Origin of the sequence: Kitasatospora sp. NPDC057936, assembly GCF_042887525.1 — a bacterium.
Taxonomy (GTDB): domain Bacteria; phylum Actinomycetota; class Actinomycetes; order Streptomycetales; family Streptomycetaceae; genus Kitasatospora.
The window spans coordinates 27,972-44,923 of sequence record NZ_JBHVPD010000076.1 but is presented as its reverse complement, the minus strand read 5'-3'; the positions used below and the strand labels follow the sequence as shown (position 1 = coordinate 44,923).

General features: G+C 74.5%; 19 protein-coding genes. 10 read left to right on the top strand and 9 right to left on the bottom strand.

Annotated elements, in window-relative coordinates; all coding sequences use genetic code 11:
- Positions 1-181: 181 nt before the first annotated feature.
- Positions 182-319: a hypothetical protein gene (locus ACFVU9_RS32130; RefSeq protein WP_380507678.1), complete on the bottom strand. Its 138-nt coding sequence runs from the start codon at positions 317-319 to the stop codon at positions 182-184.
- 411 nt (positions 320-730) lie between these two features.
- Here ACFVU9_RS32130 and ACFVU9_RS32125 point away from each other — a divergent pair, with 411 nt between their 5' ends.
- Genes ACFVU9_RS32125 through ACFVU9_RS32110 form a run of 4 tightly spaced genes read left to right on the top strand, consistent with a single transcriptional unit; the run spans position 731 to position 5,086 of the window.
- Positions 731-2,590: an asparagine synthase-related protein gene (locus ACFVU9_RS32125; RefSeq protein ID WP_387599462.1), complete on the top strand. Its 1,860-nt coding sequence runs from the start codon at positions 731-733 to the stop codon at positions 2,588-2,590.
- The gene (locus ACFVU9_RS32120) at positions 2,587-3,057 is read left to right on the top strand and encodes a lasso peptide biosynthesis B2 protein (protein ID WP_387599459.1); all 471 of its coding nucleotides are present in this window, start codon (positions 2,587-2,589) and stop codon (positions 3,055-3,057) included. Before ACFVU9_RS32125 ends, ACFVU9_RS32120 begins: the two co-directional genes overlap by 4 nt.
- A 31-nt stretch (positions 3,058-3,088) precedes the next feature.
- Positions 3,089-3,349, top strand: a complete 261-nt coding sequence (locus tag ACFVU9_RS32115; RefSeq protein WP_380442487.1) for a lasso peptide biosynthesis PqqD family chaperone — start codon at positions 3,089-3,091, stop codon at positions 3,347-3,349.
- Positions 3,350-3,388: 39 nt separating this feature from the next.
- The gene (locus ACFVU9_RS32110) at positions 3,389-5,086 is read left to right on the top strand and encodes an ABC transporter ATP-binding protein (protein WP_387599456.1); all 1,698 of its coding nucleotides are present in this window, start codon (positions 3,389-3,391) and stop codon (positions 5,084-5,086) included.
- 22 nt (positions 5,087-5,108) lie between these two features.
- Here the strand turns inward: ACFVU9_RS32110 and ACFVU9_RS32105 are convergent, their stop codons facing one another.
- Positions 5,109-5,654: a Uma2 family endonuclease gene (locus ACFVU9_RS32105; RefSeq protein ID WP_387599453.1), complete on the bottom strand. Its 546-nt coding sequence runs from the start codon at positions 5,652-5,654 to the stop codon at positions 5,109-5,111.
- Positions 5,655-5,766: 112 nt separating this feature from the next.
- Here ACFVU9_RS32105 and ACFVU9_RS32100 point away from each other — a divergent pair, with 112 nt between their 5' ends.
- Both ACFVU9_RS32100 and ACFVU9_RS32095 read left to right on the top strand, forming a co-directional pair.
- Positions 5,767-7,089 (top strand): PQQ-binding-like beta-propeller repeat protein, encoded by a 1,323-nt coding sequence (locus ACFVU9_RS32100; protein ID WP_387599480.1) that lies wholly within the window; start codon positions 5,767-5,769, stop codon positions 7,087-7,089.
- A gap of 9 nt (positions 7,090-7,098) precedes the next feature.
- Entirely contained in the window at positions 7,099-7,734 is a 636-nt protein-coding gene (locus ACFVU9_RS32095; protein ID WP_387599451.1) for a uridine kinase, read from the top strand.
- A 23-nt stretch (positions 7,735-7,757) separates the two neighbouring features.
- Here ACFVU9_RS32095 and ACFVU9_RS32090 read toward each other — a convergent pair whose 3' ends face one another.
- The 5 genes from ACFVU9_RS32090 to ACFVU9_RS32070 form a co-directional block, all read right to left on the bottom strand.
- Positions 7,758-8,591: a DNA-formamidopyrimidine glycosylase family protein gene (locus tag ACFVU9_RS32090; protein WP_387599448.1), complete on the bottom strand. Its 834-nt coding sequence runs from the start codon at positions 8,589-8,591 to the stop codon at positions 7,758-7,760.
- A gap of 55 nt (positions 8,592-8,646) precedes the next feature.
- The gene (locus tag ACFVU9_RS32085; protein WP_380442499.1) at positions 8,647-9,099 is read right to left on the bottom strand and encodes a universal stress protein; all 453 of its coding nucleotides are present in this window, start codon (positions 9,097-9,099) and stop codon (positions 8,647-8,649) included.
- 34 nt (positions 9,100-9,133) lie between these two features.
- Entirely contained in the window at positions 9,134-10,105 is a 972-nt protein-coding gene (locus ACFVU9_RS32080) for a zinc metalloprotease (protein ID WP_387599445.1), read from the bottom strand.
- A gap of 75 nt (positions 10,106-10,180) precedes the next feature.
- A complete protein-coding gene (locus ACFVU9_RS32075; protein WP_380442503.1) occupies positions 10,181-10,831 on the bottom strand; it encodes an AAA family ATPase in 651 nt (216 codons plus the stop codon).
- Positions 10,832-10,923: 92 nt separating this feature from the next.
- Positions 10,924-11,850 (bottom strand): LLM class F420-dependent oxidoreductase, encoded by a 927-nt coding sequence (locus tag ACFVU9_RS32070; protein ID WP_387599442.1) that lies wholly within the window; start codon positions 11,848-11,850, stop codon positions 10,924-10,926.
- A 153-nt stretch (positions 11,851-12,003) separates the two neighbouring features.
- Here ACFVU9_RS32070 and ACFVU9_RS32065 point away from each other — a divergent pair, with 153 nt between their 5' ends.
- On the top strand, positions 12,004-12,357 hold the full coding sequence (locus tag ACFVU9_RS32065) for a DUF6401 family natural product biosynthesis protein (protein WP_380442507.1): 354 nt from the start codon (positions 12,004-12,006) through the stop codon (positions 12,355-12,357).
- 38 nt (positions 12,358-12,395) lie between these two features.
- Here ACFVU9_RS32065 and ACFVU9_RS32060 read toward each other — a convergent pair whose 3' ends face one another.
- Positions 12,396-13,205, bottom strand: a complete 810-nt coding sequence (locus ACFVU9_RS32060) for a hypothetical protein (RefSeq protein ID WP_380442509.1) — start codon at positions 13,203-13,205, stop codon at positions 12,396-12,398.
- Positions 13,206-13,444: 239 nt separating this feature from the next.
- Between ACFVU9_RS32060 and ACFVU9_RS32055 the strand changes: the two genes are divergently transcribed.
- From ACFVU9_RS32055 to ACFVU9_RS32045, 3 genes are all read left to right on the top strand, one after another.
- Positions 13,445-14,278, top strand: a complete 834-nt coding sequence (locus tag ACFVU9_RS32055; protein ID WP_387599438.1) for an alpha/beta hydrolase — start codon at positions 13,445-13,447, stop codon at positions 14,276-14,278.
- 86 nt (positions 14,279-14,364) lie between these two features.
- Positions 14,365-14,604 carry a hypothetical protein gene (locus ACFVU9_RS32050; protein ID WP_380442514.1) on the top strand — a complete coding sequence of 80 codons (240 nt, stop codon included), beginning with the start codon at positions 14,365-14,367 and terminating at the stop codon, positions 14,602-14,604.
- 105 nt (positions 14,605-14,709) lie between these two features.
- Positions 14,710-15,213: an LURP-one-related/scramblase family protein gene (locus ACFVU9_RS32045; protein WP_380442516.1), complete on the top strand. Its 504-nt coding sequence runs from the start codon at positions 14,710-14,712 to the stop codon at positions 15,211-15,213.
- Between the two features lie 19 nt (positions 15,214-15,232).
- Here ACFVU9_RS32045 and ACFVU9_RS32040 read toward each other — a convergent pair whose 3' ends face one another.
- A complete protein-coding gene (locus ACFVU9_RS32040; protein ID WP_380507718.1) occupies positions 15,233-16,870 on the bottom strand; it encodes a protein kinase in 1,638 nt (545 codons plus the stop codon).
- Positions 16,871-16,952: the final 82 nt, after the last annotated feature.

Sequence of the window (16,952 nt, the reverse complement as noted above, 5' to 3'; positions counted from 1 at the left end):
CCCCAGCCCGGTGCCCCCTTACCACCACCGGGCCCCCCCCCCCCCCCGTTAAACCACACACCCCCCCGCCCCCCACCCCCCGTCCACCCCCGGCCGCCCGGACCGCGCGAGCGGTCCGGGCGCCGGTGGCCGACGGGGCCGGCCGAGTGCCGATCAGTCGGTCAGTCGGTCAGGAGCGGCATCAACGCGGCTTCTTGAAGCCGAGCGTCGTCGCGTCCTTCTTGGTGTAGATGGTGCCGTCCGTGTCCTTGCCGAAGTCGCCGACCTTGGCGGCCATGGGCGGGGTGTAACGCCGGGGCAGCTGCTGGTTCTTGGTCACGGTGCTCTCCAATGCGTCGAGAACGAGGCCTGGAACGGCCTCGCTCCATTGGGCCGCCGCCGCGCCATGGTGTCCACACGGATGATCCGTCTCCGGCCATTGCGAGTCGACCACGAATCGATCCCGGGTTCGAAAAGGTGAACTGTAAACAAAATCCCGGCCGATCCACTCGGCTTGAGTCCTGTGCATGACAGGCAGTCGATATGACCGGAGGGGCCCGAGTGAAGCGTGATACTCCCCTTTTCTTCACATCATCACGCCGGAACTACCCCAGGATCGTTGTCATGGAAATGGCGCAAACGAAGGGGAGGTCGACTCGGCCCGGTTGTGCGGCAATTCCGACTGGTGCACCGTTCTCAGGCGAAGCACCGGCGGGGCGTGTTTCCGCCGCGATACCTGGGGGTGAGGCAGGTGCAGTCGCTCAACGACCACCTCGTGGTCTTTCCGGATTCCCCGGGCGGTGCCCGGGCGTACCGTCAGATCGGCGGCGAAGCACCTCGACTGGTGGCCCACGCCTCCGGCCGGCCGTGGCTCGCCGGCTCCTGGGCCCCGGAGGACCTGGTGGTGGCGACCGCGGGCCCCGTCAGCGTGGCCGTGTTCGGGCCGAGCCCGGTCGCACCGGACCGGCTCCAGGCGCTGCTCCCGTCCGTACGCGACCTGCCGGACCTCGACGCGCTGGCCCGCGCCCTGCCCGGCAACACCCACGTGGTGGCCTCCGTCCACGGGCGCGTGCGGTTCCAGGGCACCGTCACCGGGACCCGCAGCGTGTTCACCGCCGGCCTCGACGGCGTGCCGGTCGCCTGCGACCGGGCCGACGTGCTGGCCGAACTCACCGGCGCGGAACCGGACGAGGACCTGCTCGCGACGACCGTGACGTACGGCATGCTCTTCTCCCCGCTGAGCGAGCGCAGTTGGTGGCGCGGCGTGGAGCAGGTGGCCCCGGACTGCTGCCTCGTCATCCCCGGCGAGGGCCCGGCCCAGCCGGTGCGCTGGTGGCAGCCGCCGGAGCCGGACCTCCCGCTCGCCCGGGGCGCCACCGTGGTGCGCGACAAGCTGCGCGAAGCCGTGGCCCTGCGGCTGCCCGGCCGGGGCAGGCTCTCCGCCGACCTGTCGGGCGGCATGGACTCCACCTCCCTGTGCTTCCTCGCCGCCGAGCACGCGCCCGAACTCCTCACCTTCTGCTGGACCGGCGGCAGCGCGATCAACGACGACCCCCTGTACGCCGGCCGGGCCGCAGAGCTGCTCACCCGCGCCGAGCACCTGACCGTCCCGGACACCGACGCCCCGCCGGTGTTCTCCCCTCCCTACTGGGCGACCGACACGGAGGCCCCGCGGGCCACCAGCCGGGGGATGAACGCGATCCGCTACGGCATCCGGCACCTGGTCGACCACGGCGCCACCCGGCACCTGGCCGGCCACGGCGCGGACGAGCTGTTCACCGGAGGCGCCGCCTACCTGCACACGCTCGCCCGCCGGCACCCGGTGACGGCCTGGCGGCAGCTGCGCGCCCACCAGGCCCTGAACCGCTGGCCGTTGCTGCCCAGCCTCGCCGGGCTGGTGCGCGGCGGAGACCTCGGCGGGTGGTGGCGGCAGAGCGCCGACGACCTCGCCCGCACCTCGCCGCTCCCCCGGACCCCGTCCCTCGGCTGGGGCGAGCGGATCCCGGCCACCCCGTGGGCGACCGGCGACGCGGTGCGGGCCACCCAGGCCGTCTTCCGCCGCGTGGCGGACCAGGCCTCCCCGCTCGCGCAGGACCGGGGCCAGCACGAAGCCCTCACCGCCCTGCGCAGCGCCGGTCCCGTGCTCCGGCTGATCCACCGCGAATACGCCGCCGAAGGGCTCGCACTGGAACTGCCCTACCTGGACGACCGGGTGGTCGAGGCCGTGCTGTCGATCGTCCCCCACGAGCGCTACAGCCCCTGGCGGTTCAAGCCGGTGCTGGCCACCGCGATGCAGGGGCTCGTGCCCGACCTGATCCTCGACCGGACGACCAAGGGCGACTGCGAGGAGCCCGTCGACCGCGCCCTGCAGGACCACGTCCCCGACCTGCTCGACCTGTTCGCGGACTCGCACCTGGCGCGCCGCGGCCTGGTCGACGTCGACCGGCTGCGCACCACGCTCGTCACGCCGCCGCGCACCGCCGACGTCTGGTCCGCCCAACTGGAGGCGACGATCGGCGCCGAACTGTGGCTGCGGGAGATCGAGTCCCGCCCCGCCGTCAAGCCGGCCCTCGCCGGCCTCCGTGCCACCGAACGTGAGGAAACCCCGTGACCAGTCCGCCCTGCGCACTCCAGCCCCGCACCCGGCTGCCCCTGCACCGGCGGCTGCTCCCGCTCGCCGCCGTCGCCGTCGCCCGCCCGCTGGCCGGACTGCAGCCCCGGTACCTGCGCCCGGTCCTCACGGCGCTGAGCACCGGCGCCCGTCCCGGCACCGCCGCCCAGGCGTCCGCGGCCCGCGCCGCGGTCGTCGCCGTCAGCCTGCGCTGCGCCGTCCACAACTGCCTGCAACGGTCGATCGCCACGGCCGTGCTCTGCCGGTTCGGCGGCGCCTGGCCCACCTGGCAGGCCGGCGTGCGCACCACGCCGTTCGCCGCCCACGCCTGGGTCGAGGCGGAGGGCCGGGTCATCGACGAGCCCTACCCCGACGGCTACTTCCGGCCGCTGGTCACCGTCGCCCCCAAACAGCGGTCGCGGCCCTCCCAGCCTTCGCCGCCCTCGCAGCCCGCACGCACTGCGTGACCACCCCGCGCACCCCCGTCCGGAGGGACCCATGACGCTCCGCCTGACCACCCACACCGTGTCCACCGACACGCACGACGGCGCCGTGCTGCTGAACGAGCGCACCGGGCACTACTGGCAGCTCAACCAGACCGGCGCGTACGCCCTGCAACGCCTGCTGAACGGCCACACCGTGGACCAGGTCGCCGACGAGTTCGTGGCCCACTTCGGCATCGCACCGGCCGAGGCGCGGCAGGACCTCACCGCGATGACCGAACGGCTCCGCTCCTCCGGGCTGGTGGAGGCCGCCTGACCCCCTCGGGCCGCCACCTCGAATGGAGCCGCACACACGATGCTTCGCCAGCTGTGGACCCTGACCCGGGGCCAGCGCCGCGCCCTCGGCGCCGCCCTGCTCCTCACCCTGACCGCCGCCGCCGTGGGCGTCGGGCAGCCCCTGGCGGCCAAGGGCGTGGTCGACGCGCTCACCGCGCACCGGCCGCTCCTGCTGCCCGTCACCGTCCTCGTCGTGCTGCTGCTCGCCCAGGCACTCATCGGCGCCGTCGCGACCTTCCTCCTGGAACGCACCGGCGAGCGGTTCGTCCTCGGCATGCGGACCGGACTGGTCTCGCACCTGCTGCGGGTCCGCATGGCGGCCTTCGACCGCCTGCGCGTCGGCGACCTCATGGCGCGCGCCTCGACCGACGTGGTCGTCCTGCGCGAGGCGCTGACGCACGTCTCCGTGCAGATCGCCACCAACCTGTGCGTCGCGCTGGGCAGCGTCGCGGCGATGTTCGTGCTGGACCCGGTGCTGATGCTGCTCATCCTCGGCGTGCTGCTCGCGTGCGGCCTGGTGATCAACCGGCTGTCGGCGGAGATCGGCCGCTCCTCGACGCAGGTGCAGACCGCCGTCGGCGCGATCTCGGCCGGGCTGGAGCGGGCCCTGTCCGCCCTGCGGACCGTCCGGGCCAACCGCGCCGAACGACGGGAGATCGACCGCCTCGGCACCCTCGCGCACGAGGCCTACCACGCGGCGGTGCGCGGCGCCCGGCTCACGGCCGTCATCGCCCCCACCGCCCAACTGGCCATCAACGCCGCCTTCGTCCTGGTCCTGCTGCTCGGTGCGGCCCGCGTCGACCAAGGGGCCCTCTCGCTCGGCGCCCTCGTGGCCATGCTGCTGTACGCGACCCAGCTCACCGGGCCCGTCACGGAACTGATGGAGGGCGTGGCCTCGGTGCACCGCGCCAGGGGCTCCGCCGAACGCGTCCAGGAGGTCTACGAGCTCCCCACCGAGGACGCCACCGGCTCGCACTCCGTCTCCCAACAGCCGACCACCGCGCCATCGTTGGAGATCAGCGACCTGCGCTTCGGCTACGACCCCGACGCACCCGTCCTCCAGGGGCTCTCCCTCACCGTCCCCCGGAACGCGCTCGTCGCCCTGGTCGGCCCGTCCGGAGCCGGCAAGTCCACCACCTTCGCGCTGATCAACCGCTTCTACGACCCGTGGAGCGGCGGCATCCGCCTCGACGGCCACCCGGCGGACGAACTCGGCCTCCACGAGTGGCGCTCACGGATCGGCTGGGTCGAACAGGACTGCCCGGTCCTGCACGGCACCCTGCGCGACAACCTCTGCTACGCCGCCCCGGACGCCACCGACGACAGGCTGTGGGAGGTCCTCCACCTCGTCAACCTCGCCGCCAAGGTGCGCGCCCTGCCCGCCGGACTCGACACCGAAGCCGGCGAACACGGCGCCCGTCTCTCCAGCGGCGAACGCCAGCGCATCGCCATCGCCCGAGCCGTCCTGGCCCGCCCCGCCCTCCTCCTCCTGGACGAGCCCACCGCCCACCTCGACCCCGCCAACGAGGCCGCCCTGACCGTCAACCTGCACGACCTCCGCAAGGAGTGCGCCCTCCTCGTCATCGCCCACCGCATGTCCACGATCGAGTCGGCCGACACCGTCGTCATGCTCTCCAACGGCACCACCACCGCCACCGGCCCCTACCCCGATCTCCTCCGCACCCACCCCGGCTTCCAACGCCTCTGCGGCCTCTGACCCCCGCGGATCACAGCGCAGGTCACAGCGAGGACAGGTCGATCTCCACCGGGTACGGCGCCGTCGCCTTGACCAGGCCGGTGAAGACCTCACCCGCCCGGTAGCACCGGCTCGCCGGGTCGAGGACGTACGTGTGGACGATCGGGACGACGCCCACGGCCTGCTCGATCCGCCAGTAGAACGGGATGCCGGCCGTGGCGTACTGGTCCAGCTTGACCACCCGGTCGGTGGTCTCCGAGCCCGGCGACACGACCTCGGCGAGCAGCAGCACGTCCGCCGGTCTGGTCGGCGACTCGTCGATCGTCTCCGCGCGGTAGACCACGACGTCCGGGCGGCGGTTGTTGAGCGGCACGTCCTGGAGGCGGACGTCGAAGTCCGTGTCGGCGTTCCACTCGCTCCCCCCGGCCGCGTCCAGCGCGTTCGCCAGCAGCCGGGCCAGGCGGTTGTGCCGCTTGGAAGCGACGGGGCGAACGAGGACCGTGCCGTCGACGATCTCGATGCCCGCGCACTTGGCCGCGCACCAGGAGTCGTACTGCTCGCTGGTGACCCGCGGGCCCGCTTCCCTCATGCGCCACAGCCTAGGCTTCCGGCCCCTCGGAACCGGACGGTTCGAGGGCTGTTCGATATCCTCCCGGTGATCGGCAGCGCGATGGCTGCCCCAGGGGGAATGGGTGGCCAGGATGCGGTCGTCGTCGTCCGAGCGCGAGGTTCCGGGGGCGGCGTGGCAGTGGGACGGGGAGGACGGCGGCGACGCGGGCGGGGCGCTCGGGGACGTCGTCGGCGGGGGCGGCGACGGGCCGCGGATGAGCCGGCGCGGGCTGCTGGTCGGGGCCGGGGTGCTGGCCGCCGGCGGGGCCGCGTGGGCGTTCGGCCGCTCCCGGGAGGAGCGGCCGGCCCCGCGACCGGCACCGCCGGCCCCGGTCGCCGTCTCGGGGCCGACGCCGGTGTGGACGTACCGCGGGCCCGAGGCCATGACGCCCGAGCGGCTCACCACCCGGCCGAACCGGCCGCTGTACGTCACCAGCGCCGGCCTCCAGCTGCTCGACCCGGCGACCGGCTCGCCGACCCGGCTGCTGCGCCTCGCGCCCCCGGAGCGGCAGTTCGGCGACGATGCGACCGCCGCCCGCGTGGTGATCAGCGGCGACCGCGTGTTCACCACCTCCCAGGGCCACATCGACGGCCGCCACCTCGCCGACCCCGCCGCCGACCTCACCGTCGCCCTGCCGGAGGCCGTCACCGACGACGTCGTCCTCGCCGGCTGCGACGGCACGGCCCTCTACGGGACGGCCTACGCCCTGCCCACCCGGAACGACAAGGTCCCGGCGCAGAAGGCGTTCGCGGTGCGCATCACGGACAGCACGCTGCTGTGGTCCTCCCCCGCCGACCTCGGCGAGCGGCTGCTCGCCCCCTCGGCCGGCCCTACCGGCCCCACCGGCACCATCGCCTCCGTCCGCACCCGCGAGGGCCGCACCGAGCTGGTCGTCCGGGACGCCGCGACCGGACGGCAGCGCTGGACGGCTCCGGGCAACGAGAACCTCCGCTGGTGCGCGATCGGACAGCGCGCCGTCCACGTCCCCGACGGCACCGGCGGCCTGCGCGCCCTCGACCTCGCCACCGGCGCCGAACTCTGGACGCTGCCGCCCGCCCGGGGCGAGAACTGGCGGGCGATGCCCCCGCTGACCGCGGGCGCCGCGGTCTTCCTCCCGCGCGACAACGGCGTGGTCACCGCGCACACCGAGGCCGGCCCGGACGCGCTCTGGTCGCTCCGGCTGCCGTTCCTGCTGGATGCCCGCAGTCATCCGATGCTGGTCAACGACGTCCTCTACGTCCCCGGCCCGGCCGGCGGCGGCGTGTGCGCGGTCGACGCCGCGACGGGCCGCCTGCTCTGGACCTTCCGGGACTCCGGCCCCGGCAAGGACGTCTGGTCACTCGCCGCCGACGGCAACTGTCTGTACGCGGGCCACGACGACGTCCTGCACGCCCTCCCGCTGGCCACGGTCTAGGAGGCCCCGGTGCGGGTCCGCCCGATCTCCCCCGACCTGCTCGCCGAGCACCTCGCCGAGCGGATCTCCGCGCTGCCCGGCGCCGGGCAGCGGTGGCTGCGGGTCGCCGTCGACGGCGCGCCCGCCGCCCGCCCCGGGGACCTCGCCGACACCCTGGTCGAGCCGCTGCGGCTGCGCGGCCGCCCCGCCCTGCGGGTGGCGGCGGACGGCTTCCTGCGCCCGGCGTCGATCCGCCTGGAGTACGGCAAGCGGGACGCGGACGCCTTCCACGACCTCTGGCTCGACGACGGCGCGCTGGCGCGCGAGGTGCTCGACCCGCTGGAGCCGGGCGGCACCGGCCGCGTCCTGCCGTCCCTGTGGGATCCGGTGACGGACCGCGCCACCCGTGCCCCGTACAGCCAACTGCCGCCCGGCGGCGTGCTGTTGCTCGACGGCGCGCTGCTGCTCGGCCGCTGGCTGCCGCTGGAGCTGACCGTCCACCTCGCCCTCACCCCGGCCGCGCTCGCCCGCCGCACGCGCGAGGACGAACGGTGGACGCTGCCCGCCTTCGCCCGCTACGAGGCCGAGACCGTGCCGTCCGAGGCCGCCGACGTCGTCGTCCGCGTCGACGACCCGCGCCACCCGGCCCTGGTCGAACGCGACTGAGCCCCCCCCCGGGGGGGGTGGCCTCAGCGCCGCCCCGCCGTGCGCGGCCCGGCGCCGCGGACCTCCGGCGCGGGCCCGCGCTGGCAGTACGGGCACCAGTACGCCACCCGGTCCTGCGGCGGAGTGCCCTGGCGGGCGGTCAGGACGAGGGTGCCGCAGCGGGGGCAGGGGCGGCCCGCCCGGCCGTAGACCCAGTGCTGGTGGCCGCGCCGGGTGTCGCCGGTGGTGACGTGGCCGGGGCGCAGCTTGTTGGCGTCGAGGAGTTCGCGGGCCCGCCCGACGAGCCGGCCGGGGTCGCGCAGTTCGCCGACCGGGGTCCAGGGGGTGACGCCGGCGAGGTAGCTGAGTTCGTTGGCGTAGACGTTGCCGATGCCGGCGAGGTTGCGCTGGTCGAGGAGGGCCTCGGCGAGCGGGCGGGCGGGGTGGGCGAGCAGGCGGCGGAGGGCCTCGACCGGGTCCCAGTCGGCGCCGAGGAGGTCGGGGCCGAGGTGGCCGACGGCGCGTTCCTCGTCGGCGGTGCGCAGCAGTTCGACGACGGGCAGCCGGTAGCCGACGGCGGTGCCGCGTTCGGTGGCGAGGACGGCGCGGATCTGCCAGGCGGGGCCGCCGGCCCAGCGCTCGCCGGGGCGGTAGGTCTCCCAGCGGCCGTCCATGCGCAGGTGGGTGTGGAGGGTGAGGCCGCCTTCGAGGCGGGTGAGGAGGTGCTTGCCGCGCGGGGCGACCTCCAGGACCCAGCGGCCGGCGAGCGCGGCGGTGGCGTGGGCGGGGACGCGCAGGTCGGCGGCGGTGAGCTGCACGCCGGCGAGCGTGTCGCGCAGCCGGGCCGCCGCGCGGTAGACGGAGTCACCTTCTGGCATGACTCCATCCTGCCCCGCGCGGCGGCCCGGTGCGGCTGGTGCCGCGGCAGTGACGTCACTCGCCGGGGAAGGCCACCTGTCCCTCCCGGACGACCACGATCGGACAGGGCGCGTGCTCGGTGAGGTGCCGGCTGACGGAGCCGAGCAGCACGCCCGAGAAGCCGCCGAGGCCGCGGCTGCCGACGACGAGGAGCGCGGCGCCGTGGGCCGCCTGGAGCAGTGCGCCGGCGGCGTTGCCCGGCATGACGCTCTGGTTGACCGGGACGCCGGGGGCGTCCCCGGCCACCTTGGCGACGGACTCGGCGAGGGTCCGCCCGGCGAGGTCCTCGGGGTTGAACCCGTCGGGCGCTCCCGCGCCGCCCCAGCCGTAGAACGCGGGGTACTCCCAGGCGGTGATCGCGTGGACGCTGCCGCCGACGGCCCGCGCGTAGTCGAGGGCCCACTGCAGGGCCTGCTCGGAGGCGGGCGATCCGTCCACGCCGACGACGGTCCGGGGCATGGTGGTCATGGCACTGCTCCTTTCGGGTGAGTCGATCCGTTGGTCATCTCCGGTACGCGGTCCACGAGTTGGCCATCCGCTGGACCTGGCCCGGGGTGAACTGGGTCATGCAGGAGTCGTAGCTGTAGTCCATGAAGTTGTGGATCGGGTCGAGGACCGTCGTGGAGCAGGTGTGCCGCCCCTCGGGGCAGCCGTAGCCGGGGCTGCGCTCGGGCGGGGTGTCGTCGACGTAGTCGCCGGGGGGCAGGCAGCCGCCCTGGAAGGTGTGGAAGAGGCCGAGCCAGTGGCCGGTCTCGTGGGTGGCGGTGTTGCCCTCGTTGTAGTCGGTGGCGGAGCCGCCGGGCAGGGAGGCGTCGAGCACGACGACGCCGTCGTCGGCCGGGTCGGAGCGGTAGGCGTCGGGGAAGGTCGCCCAGCCGAGCAGGGACTGGCCGAGGTTGGCGGTGTAGAGGTTGAGGGTGCCGGCGCCGCCCTTGCGCAGTTGCTTCTTCATGTCGCGCTCGGCGCGGGAGCCGGGCGTCATGCCCGTGTACCAGCCGGCCTTGTCGGTGTAGTCGGTGCCGGCGAGCGCGAACTGGAAGCCGGACGGGGTGTTGCCGTCGCCCTGGCCGCCGTAGGTGGCGTTGAGGTGGTCGATCTGGGCGGCGACGGTGGCGTCGGAGAGGCGGCCGGCGTCGCCGGAGTGGATCACGTGGACGTAGACCGGGATCGTCGTCGCGGTGTCGCCGAAGGCGTGCGCGTTGACGTGTCCGGAGAGGCGCGAGCGGAGGTCGTCGTCCATGGCCCGGGCCCGGGCGGGGGTGACGGAGTTCGGGTCCTGCCCGCTCTCGCCCGTGGCGGGTCGGCGGGCGGCGGCGTCCGTACCGTCGCACACGGCGGCGGGGGCGGCGGCGGCCACCGGGACGGCGTGCCGGGCGGGGGCCCCGAGCTGGCCGAGGCCGGCCGCCGCGACGAGCGCGGCGGCACAGGGGAACAGGCGGAGGGCACGCGAGCGCACCCGGGAGGAACGGCGCATCTGCGCTCCTGGCGGGGTGGATTGACGGGGCGTCGGCTGCGACGGCCGGTGCGGCCGCGCGCGGACTCGCCGAGACTACGACGCCACGAAGTCGATCTCCCGCAGGGCGCGCGCGGCGGCCCGGTCGAGTACCACGGCCGACGCACACCCGGCCGGCGGCTCCCCCGAGCCGGCGAGGGCGCCGTACAGGCGGCGGGCGGCGGCCCGGTGCCGCGCGAAGGCGTAGCGGGAGACGGTCCGCCCGCGGAGCCGCTGGCCGTCGAGCGCGCTGTCGGCGTCGGCGTCGAGGAGCAGCAGGTGCACGCGTCGCCCCTGCCGTCCGGCGGCGGTGGTCAGCCAGGACCGCACCCAGGGCAGTGCGCCGCAGTCGTGCACGGCGAGCGGCCCTCCGTCGAGCACGGCCCGGCGCAGCCGCCGGTAGTGGGCGAGCCGGACGAGCGGGCGGTACACGGCGTACGGGACGAAGGCGGGCAGGCGGGCCGCGTACTCCTCGCGGACCTGCTGGGAGTCGACCAGCGCGGCGCGGATGCTGTGCCGCATGAGGGTGCTCTTGCCGCTGCCCGGCAGGCCGGAGACGACCAGGAGGTCGCCCGCCGGGTAGTGCAGCGCCGCCGGGGCGGGGGCGCAGCGCAGGTCGTGCAGCCCGTGCGGGCGCAGCGCCCCGGGGGCGCGCCGAGGCGGCGGCACCGGGGGCGCCGCCGCCTCCACCGTTCGCGTCCTGGTCACCTGGCCTCCCCTTGCCGTTCCTCCCCCTGGAGCATCGCGTATGACCAAGACGGAGTAAAGAGGCGTGGTCAGGCCGGGTGCCGGGCGGACGGTCAGCCCAGTTGCGGGGCGACGGCGCCCGCGATGAGCTCCAGGTGGTCGAGGTCGTGCAGGTCGAGTATCTGGAGGTAGATCCGCTGCGTGCCGACGGCGGCGTACCGGCCGATCTTCTCCGCGACCTCCGCCGGGGTGCCGGCCAGGCCGTTCTCCTTCAGCTCGCCGACCTCCCGGCCGATGGCGGCGGCCCGCCGGGCCACCTCGGCGTCGTCGCGGCCGACGCAGGCGACCAGCGCCGCCGAGTACACGAGGTCGTCGGCCCCGCGGCCCGCCTGCTCGACGGCGGTGCGCACCCGGCCGAACTGCGCCGCGGTGTCCTCGACCGAGGCGAACGGCAGGTTGAACTCGTCCGCGAAGCGCGCGGCCAGCGCCGGGGTGCGCTTCGGGCCGTGGCCGCCGACCAGCACCGGGACGCGCTCCTGCGCGGGCTTGGGCAGCGCGGGCGAGTCGGTGAGGGTGTAGTACTCGCCGGCGAAGTCGAAGGTGTCGCCGGGCTTGGTGTTCCACAGCCCGGTGATGATCGCCAGCTGCTCCTCCAGCCGCCCGAACTTCTCCTTCGGGAACGGAATGCCGTAGGCGCGGTGCTCGGCCTCGTACCAGCCGGCGCCGAGGCCCAACTCGACCCGGCCGCCGCTCATCGCGTCGACCTGGGCGACCTGGATCGCGGTGACGCCGGGCAGCCGGAAGGTGGCGGCGGTCATCAGCGTGCCCAGGCGGATGGTGCGGGTGTCGCGGGCGAGGCCGGCCAGGGTGATCCAGGCGTCGGTGGGGCCGGGCAGGCCGTCCACCCCGCCCATCCTCAGGTAGTGGTCGGAGCGGAAGAAGGCGCTGAACGCGCCCAGGTCCTCGGCGGTGCGGGCGACCGCCAGCAGCGTCTCGTAGCTCGCGCCCTGCTGGGGCTCGGTGAAGATGCGAAGATCCATGCCGGCCATTCTGGTACGGACGGCCGGCCGGTCACGCGACAGAACCGGCCAATGCACAGGGTGTTCCCTTGGGCGCCCCAAGGTGGCCAAGGTCTCAGCACGGAACCGTCACGAGCCGCCGTGCCCGGCCGCCGGTTCCCCTACCGTGGACGGATGTTCGCCACCTCCGACGAGTCCTTCGGCCGCTCCCCCGACGAGCCGGCCGGCTGCCCGCTGCCGGGCATCGTCGCGGCCTTCACGCCGCGGCTGGCCGAGTTCGCGTTCGAGCCCGGCTTCGTCGCGTCGGTCGACCAGCACGCCGCCGAGCTGCGCGAGCTCCTGTACGCCCAGGGGCCGGAGCTGCTGCCCCGGCCCCTGGACCGCGAGGAACTGGCGGACTACGCGCTCGGCTTCCTCGACGCGCTCGCCGAGATCGGCTGGCGGGAGCCGGTCGGCTACGACTTCGCCGTCGGGCGGCTCACCGCGATCTGCTGGCTGGTGCGCGAGCAGGGGCTCCTGCCGGCCTGACGACGGCTCCCGCCGGCCTCACGACAGCTCCCGCCCGACTACAGCTCCCGCCCGGGGTCGATGCCCGGGTCGATGCCGGGGCCGCGCGGCCCGGTCTCGGTGGCCGGGCGCACCGGCTGGTTGGCCAGCGCGTCCGAGCGGCCGGCCTGGTAGGCGCTGCCGCGCAGCTTGGCGCTCTCCCGCTCGGCGCCGTCCAGCCAGCGCTCCCAGCGCTGGCGCATCGGCATGATCAGGCCGCCGCCGACGCCCACCACCAGCACACCGGTGATCGTCGCGAGGGCCGCGATCAGCACCGGGCCGGTGATCGCGGTGGCGATGCCGGCCTGGCCGAGCGCGGCGATCACGCCGAGCCCGACGATGAACGCCCAGGCGATCGTGGAGACCGTCCGGCCGTACGCGGCGCCGGAGAGCGCGTTGCCCACGATGTCGCGCACCGCGTTGGCGATGGCCATCGCGACGACGACGATCACGACCGCGACGATGCCCTTGGGCAGCCACGCGACGATGCTGTGGATCATCACGCTGATCGGGTTGGGGCCGAAGACCCCGAACGCGAGCTGCAGGGCCATCAGCAGGACCGCGTAGTAAACGATCTTGCAGACGATGCCCGTCATGTCGTAGCTGGAGCCGCTCAGGTAGCGGGCCATCCCGGCCCGCTCGGCGATCCGCTCGGACCCGAGCCGGCGCAGCACGCGGTCGAGCACCTTGGCGATGGCCTTCGCCACGAACCAGCCGATGACCAGGATCGCCAGGAAGGCGATGAACTGCGGGATGACCTTCGCGATCTTGGACCAGGCCTGGGTGAACCCGGAACCGAAGTCCACGGAGAGGGCGAGCTGCTGAACCACGGAGTCCTCCACTCGGGGACGCGGCGCCACGAGCGGCGCGGAGCGGCCCCTTTTCGTTCCGGATCCCCCACCCTTCGTGAATAGCAGCGCCCGGCCCGGCCCGCGCGCCCCCGCCCGTGCGGCTTGATCCCCCCGGGTGAACCGGGCCCGCACAGGACGCACCGGCGACCGGACGCGTGATCGCGCGTACAGTTGGCGGTCCACGGACGAAGGGCGCGGGGGCTGGGGAGGATACGCAAGTGAGCGGGACGATCAGGACGAGCGCTGGGGACGACACCGCCGACCGGGCGACCTCCCCCAGCGGACCACGGCCCACCGGACCACAGCCCGACGGACCACACGTCGCGTCTCGGCCCGACGGGCACCGGGCCCTGCACTGGCGCGTCCGGCCCCAGCGGCCCGGCGCCGCCGTCCTCGTGCTCCACGGCGGCGAGGAACGCAACCTCGCCCGGCCCGGCCGCCTCAACCTGCCGCTGCTGCGCATGCACGGCTTCCTCCGCGCGCTGCGCCGCGGCACCGCCGGGGCCGAGATCGCCATCGGCACCGTCCGCTACCGCCACCGCGGCTGGAACGACGAGCGCGCCGACGCCGCCCGGGACGCCCTCGCCGCCCTCGACGAGCTCCGCGAGGAGCTCGGCGGCGTACCGACCGTCCTGGTCGGGCACTCGATGGGCGGCCGGGCGGCGCTGCGCGCGGGCGGCCACCCGAACGTCACCGGGATCGTCGCGCTCGCCCCCTGGTGCCCGGCCGGGGAGCCCTGCGAGCACCTGGCCGGGCGCGACGTGCTGATGCTCCACGGGGACCGCGACACCGTCACCCCGCCCGCCGACACCCACGCCTTCGCCGCCCGCGGCCGCGCCGCCGGCGCCCGCGTCTGCGGCTACACCGTCACCGGCAGCGGCCACGCCATGCTCCAGCGCGTCCCCGACTGGCACCGCGCGGCCACCCACCTCGCCACCGCGATGCTCGGCCTGCGCGACCTGCCCGCCGAGACCGTCTCCGCGCTCGCCCTGCCGCCCGGCTCCCGCGAGGCGCTCACCCTCCCGCTGCCGCGCCAGCCCCGGCGCGTCTGAGAGGGCTCGCGGCACTTCATCGGCACTTCAGCGGAACGGACGCACCGGATTCGCCGCGCCCACGGGGCCGTGCTGTGGTTGGCCCCATGCGCACTTCACCACTCCGCCGCGCGGCCCTGACCGTCGCGACCGCCGTCCTCCTCATCACCGCCACCGCCGTCTCCGCCTCGGCCGCCCGCCGTGACGTCACCGCCGAACAGTGCCACGAGGCCGGCGGCCACGTGGAGGGCGTCGGCTACTGCACCGGCGCCGAGGGCGTGGACCAGTGGGGGGCGGACATCGACGGCCAGGGGATCAACTCCCAGCCGAACCTCTACGACCGGTAAAGCCCCCCACCCCACGGGGTCCCCCCGCACCGATCGCCGCTACGCTCTGTGCGCGCCGCGCCGCAGGGCCGGCGGACACGATCACAGCACGGGGGGATCCACCAGATGCGCTACCTGGTCCGCGACCGCATGTTCGCCTTCCACGAGGAGGCCTGGATCGAGACCGAGCACCGGGAGAAGCTCTACCGCGTCAACCGGAAGTTCCTCCGGCTGCGGCGGACCTTCGCCCTGGTCGACACCCGCGGCGAGCACGTCGCGAGCATCGTCCGCAAGGCCTTCACGATCCACCACACCCTCCTCATCAAGCAGGACGGCGCGGTGACGGCCAAGATCAGCAAGAAGATGTTCGCCCTCTTCGGCGACCGCTTCAAGGTGCGCCTCGCCGACGGCCGGCGCCTGCGGATAGCGGGCAACCTGTGGGACCGCGAGTTCGACATCCAGCACGAGGGCACCACCCTCGCGCACATCTCCCGCCGCTGGTTCACGATCCGCGACGCCTACGCCGTCGACGTCCTCTACCCGCAGGACGCGCTCCTCCTGCTCATCCTCGCGGTGTGCGTGGACCACGTCCTCCAGGACGCCAAGGGCGATCAGCTCACCAACCTCTGACCGCCCCGGCGCCGGCCCTCTAGGAGCCCTTGGGGTTGGTGCGGATGACGTTGCCCTTGGGGTCGGTCTCCAGGTAGCCGCCGTCGTAGGCGTCGCTGAAGTAGACCATGATGGTCGGGGTCAGATCCATCATGTCGGGCTTGGCGATCACGTAACGCGACGTGGGCTGGGGGACGTTGAGGGTGTCCTGGGCCTTCTTCAGGACACCCGGGAGCAGGTCCCAGTTGTACTGGCCGAGATCGATGAGCTTGTCGACCGAGGTGATCGAGCCGCTCCCGGCGACGGCCTGCTTCGCGAACTTGCCGTCGCGGTACACGATCCGGTCGTAGCCCTTGGGCTGGCCGGCGACGGGGATCCTCGCGATCGCGTACTCGGGGTAGACGGTCAGGTCCCAGACCATGCCGTTCGGCGCGAACTGGTGCAGGGCGTCCACCACCTTCCGGACACCGTCCGGGGTGAGGAGGTCCACCTTCGCGGCGGGCGTCTCGGGGGCGACGGACGGCAGCGCGAGCCCGGAGGGCAGGGCGACGGCGGGCGTCGAGCCGGCGCCCCCGGAGACCGTCGTGCCGGCCGTGACCGTGGTCGAGGGCGCGGCGGAGCTGCCGTCCTTGTGCAGGTACCAGTTCAGGCCGCCGTAGCCGATCCCGAGGACGACGACGGCCGCCACGGCGAAGGGCGCGAGGCTGCGCCGCGTCGGAGCCGTGACCGGGGTGGGAGCCGTGACCGGGCCCGACGGGACGGCGTCCATCGGCGGCATCGGCGGCGGCCCGGGCCGCAGGTTCGTCGTCTGCACCGTCATCGGCGGGGGCGCCGGGAATTCGTGCTCGGCCGCCGCGAGCATGCGGTCGAACTGCTCGGCGTCCGGGCGCACCGCCGGGTCCTTGGCGAGCACGGCGGACAGCAGCGGCCCGAGCGGGCCGGCCCGGTGCGGGGGCGGGAGCGGCTCGTCCAGGACGGCGGCGAGGGTCGCGAGGGTGCTCGCGCGGCGCAGCGGGTGGTAGCCCTCCAGCGAGACGTACAGCATCATGCCGAGCGACCACAGGTCGGAGGACGGGTTGCCCTCCTGGCCCCGGAGGCGTTCGGGTGCGATGTACTCGGGCGAGCCGATGAGCGCGCCGGTCGCGGTGAGGGCGGTGGCGTCCTGCATCGCGGCGATGCCGAAGTCGGCGAGCACCGGGGTGCCGTCGGGGCGCAGCAGGACGTTGCCGGGCTTGACGTCGCGGTGCTGGATGCCGACGGCGTGGGCGGCACGCAGCGCGGACAGCACGCCGCGGCCGATCCGCGCGGCCTCGGCGACGCCGAGCGGGCCCTGGCCGAGCCGGTCGGCGAGGCTGCCGCCGGAGACGAGCTCCATGACGAGCCAGGGGTGCGGGTGTTCGGGGGTGTCGACGATGTGGTGGATGACCACGACGTTGGGGTGCTGGAGGCGCGCGAGCGACCGCGCCTCGCGCAGGACGCGCTCGCGCAGCTCGCGCGCGGCGGCCGGATCGGCGGCGGCCACGGCCGGGTCCGGCGGCCGGACCTCCTTGAGGACGACCTCGCGTTCCAGGGCGGTGTCGCGGGCGCGCCAGACCAGGCCCATGCCGCCACCGCCGAGCTGCTGGAGCAGTTCGAACCGGCCGTCGATGAGGCGTCTTTCCGCCCCCGGTGCATTCATGGGCGTCATCGTAGGGGGCGGCGGGGACACCTCGTGCACGAGGTGGGGACGACTCGTGGCATGACCGGCACAAGCCGGGGAA

What these genes read in the sequence shown, in the direction of transcription:
- ACFVU9_RS32115 (WP_380442487.1), top strand. Translation starts at nt 3,089, where the DNA reads ATGACGCTCCGCCTGACCACCCACACCGTGTCCACCGACACGCACGAC.
- ACFVU9_RS32110 (WP_387599456.1), top strand. Translation starts at nt 3,389, where the DNA reads ATGCTTCGCCAGCTGTGGACCCTGACCCGGGGCCAGCGCCGCGCCCTC.
- ACFVU9_RS32105 (WP_387599453.1), bottom strand. Translation starts at nt 5,654, where the DNA reads ATGAGGGAAGCGGGCCCGCGGGTCACCAGCGAGCAGTACGACTCCTGG.
- ACFVU9_RS32100 (WP_387599480.1), top strand. Translation starts at nt 5,767, where the DNA reads ATGCGGTCGTCGTCGTCCGAGCGCGAGGTTCCGGGGGCGGCGTGGCAG.
- ACFVU9_RS32090 (WP_387599448.1), bottom strand. Translation starts at nt 8,591, where the DNA reads ATGCCAGAAGGTGACTCCGTCTACCGCGCGGCGGCCCGGCTGCGCGAC.
- ACFVU9_RS32085 (WP_380442499.1), bottom strand. Translation starts at nt 9,099, where the DNA reads ATGACCACCATGCCCCGGACCGTCGTCGGCGTGGACGGATCGCCCGCC.
- ACFVU9_RS32080 (WP_387599445.1), bottom strand. Translation starts at nt 10,105, where the DNA reads ATGCGCCGTTCCTCCCGGGTGCGCTCGCGTGCCCTCCGCCTGTTCCCC.
- ACFVU9_RS32070 (WP_387599442.1), bottom strand. Translation starts at nt 11,850, where the DNA reads ATGGATCTTCGCATCTTCACCGAGCCCCAGCAGGGCGCGAGCTACGAG.
- ACFVU9_RS32065 (WP_380442507.1), top strand. Translation starts at nt 12,004, where the DNA reads ATGTTCGCCACCTCCGACGAGTCCTTCGGCCGCTCCCCCGACGAGCCG.
- ACFVU9_RS32050 (WP_380442514.1), top strand. Translation starts at nt 14,365, where the DNA reads ATGCGCACTTCACCACTCCGCCGCGCGGCCCTGACCGTCGCGACCGCC.
- ACFVU9_RS32045 (WP_380442516.1), top strand. Translation starts at nt 14,710, where the DNA reads ATGCGCTACCTGGTCCGCGACCGCATGTTCGCCTTCCACGAGGAGGCC.
- ACFVU9_RS32040 (WP_380507718.1), bottom strand. Translation starts at nt 16,870, where the DNA reads ATGAATGCACCGGGGGCGGAAAGACGCCTCATCGACGGCCGGTTCGAA.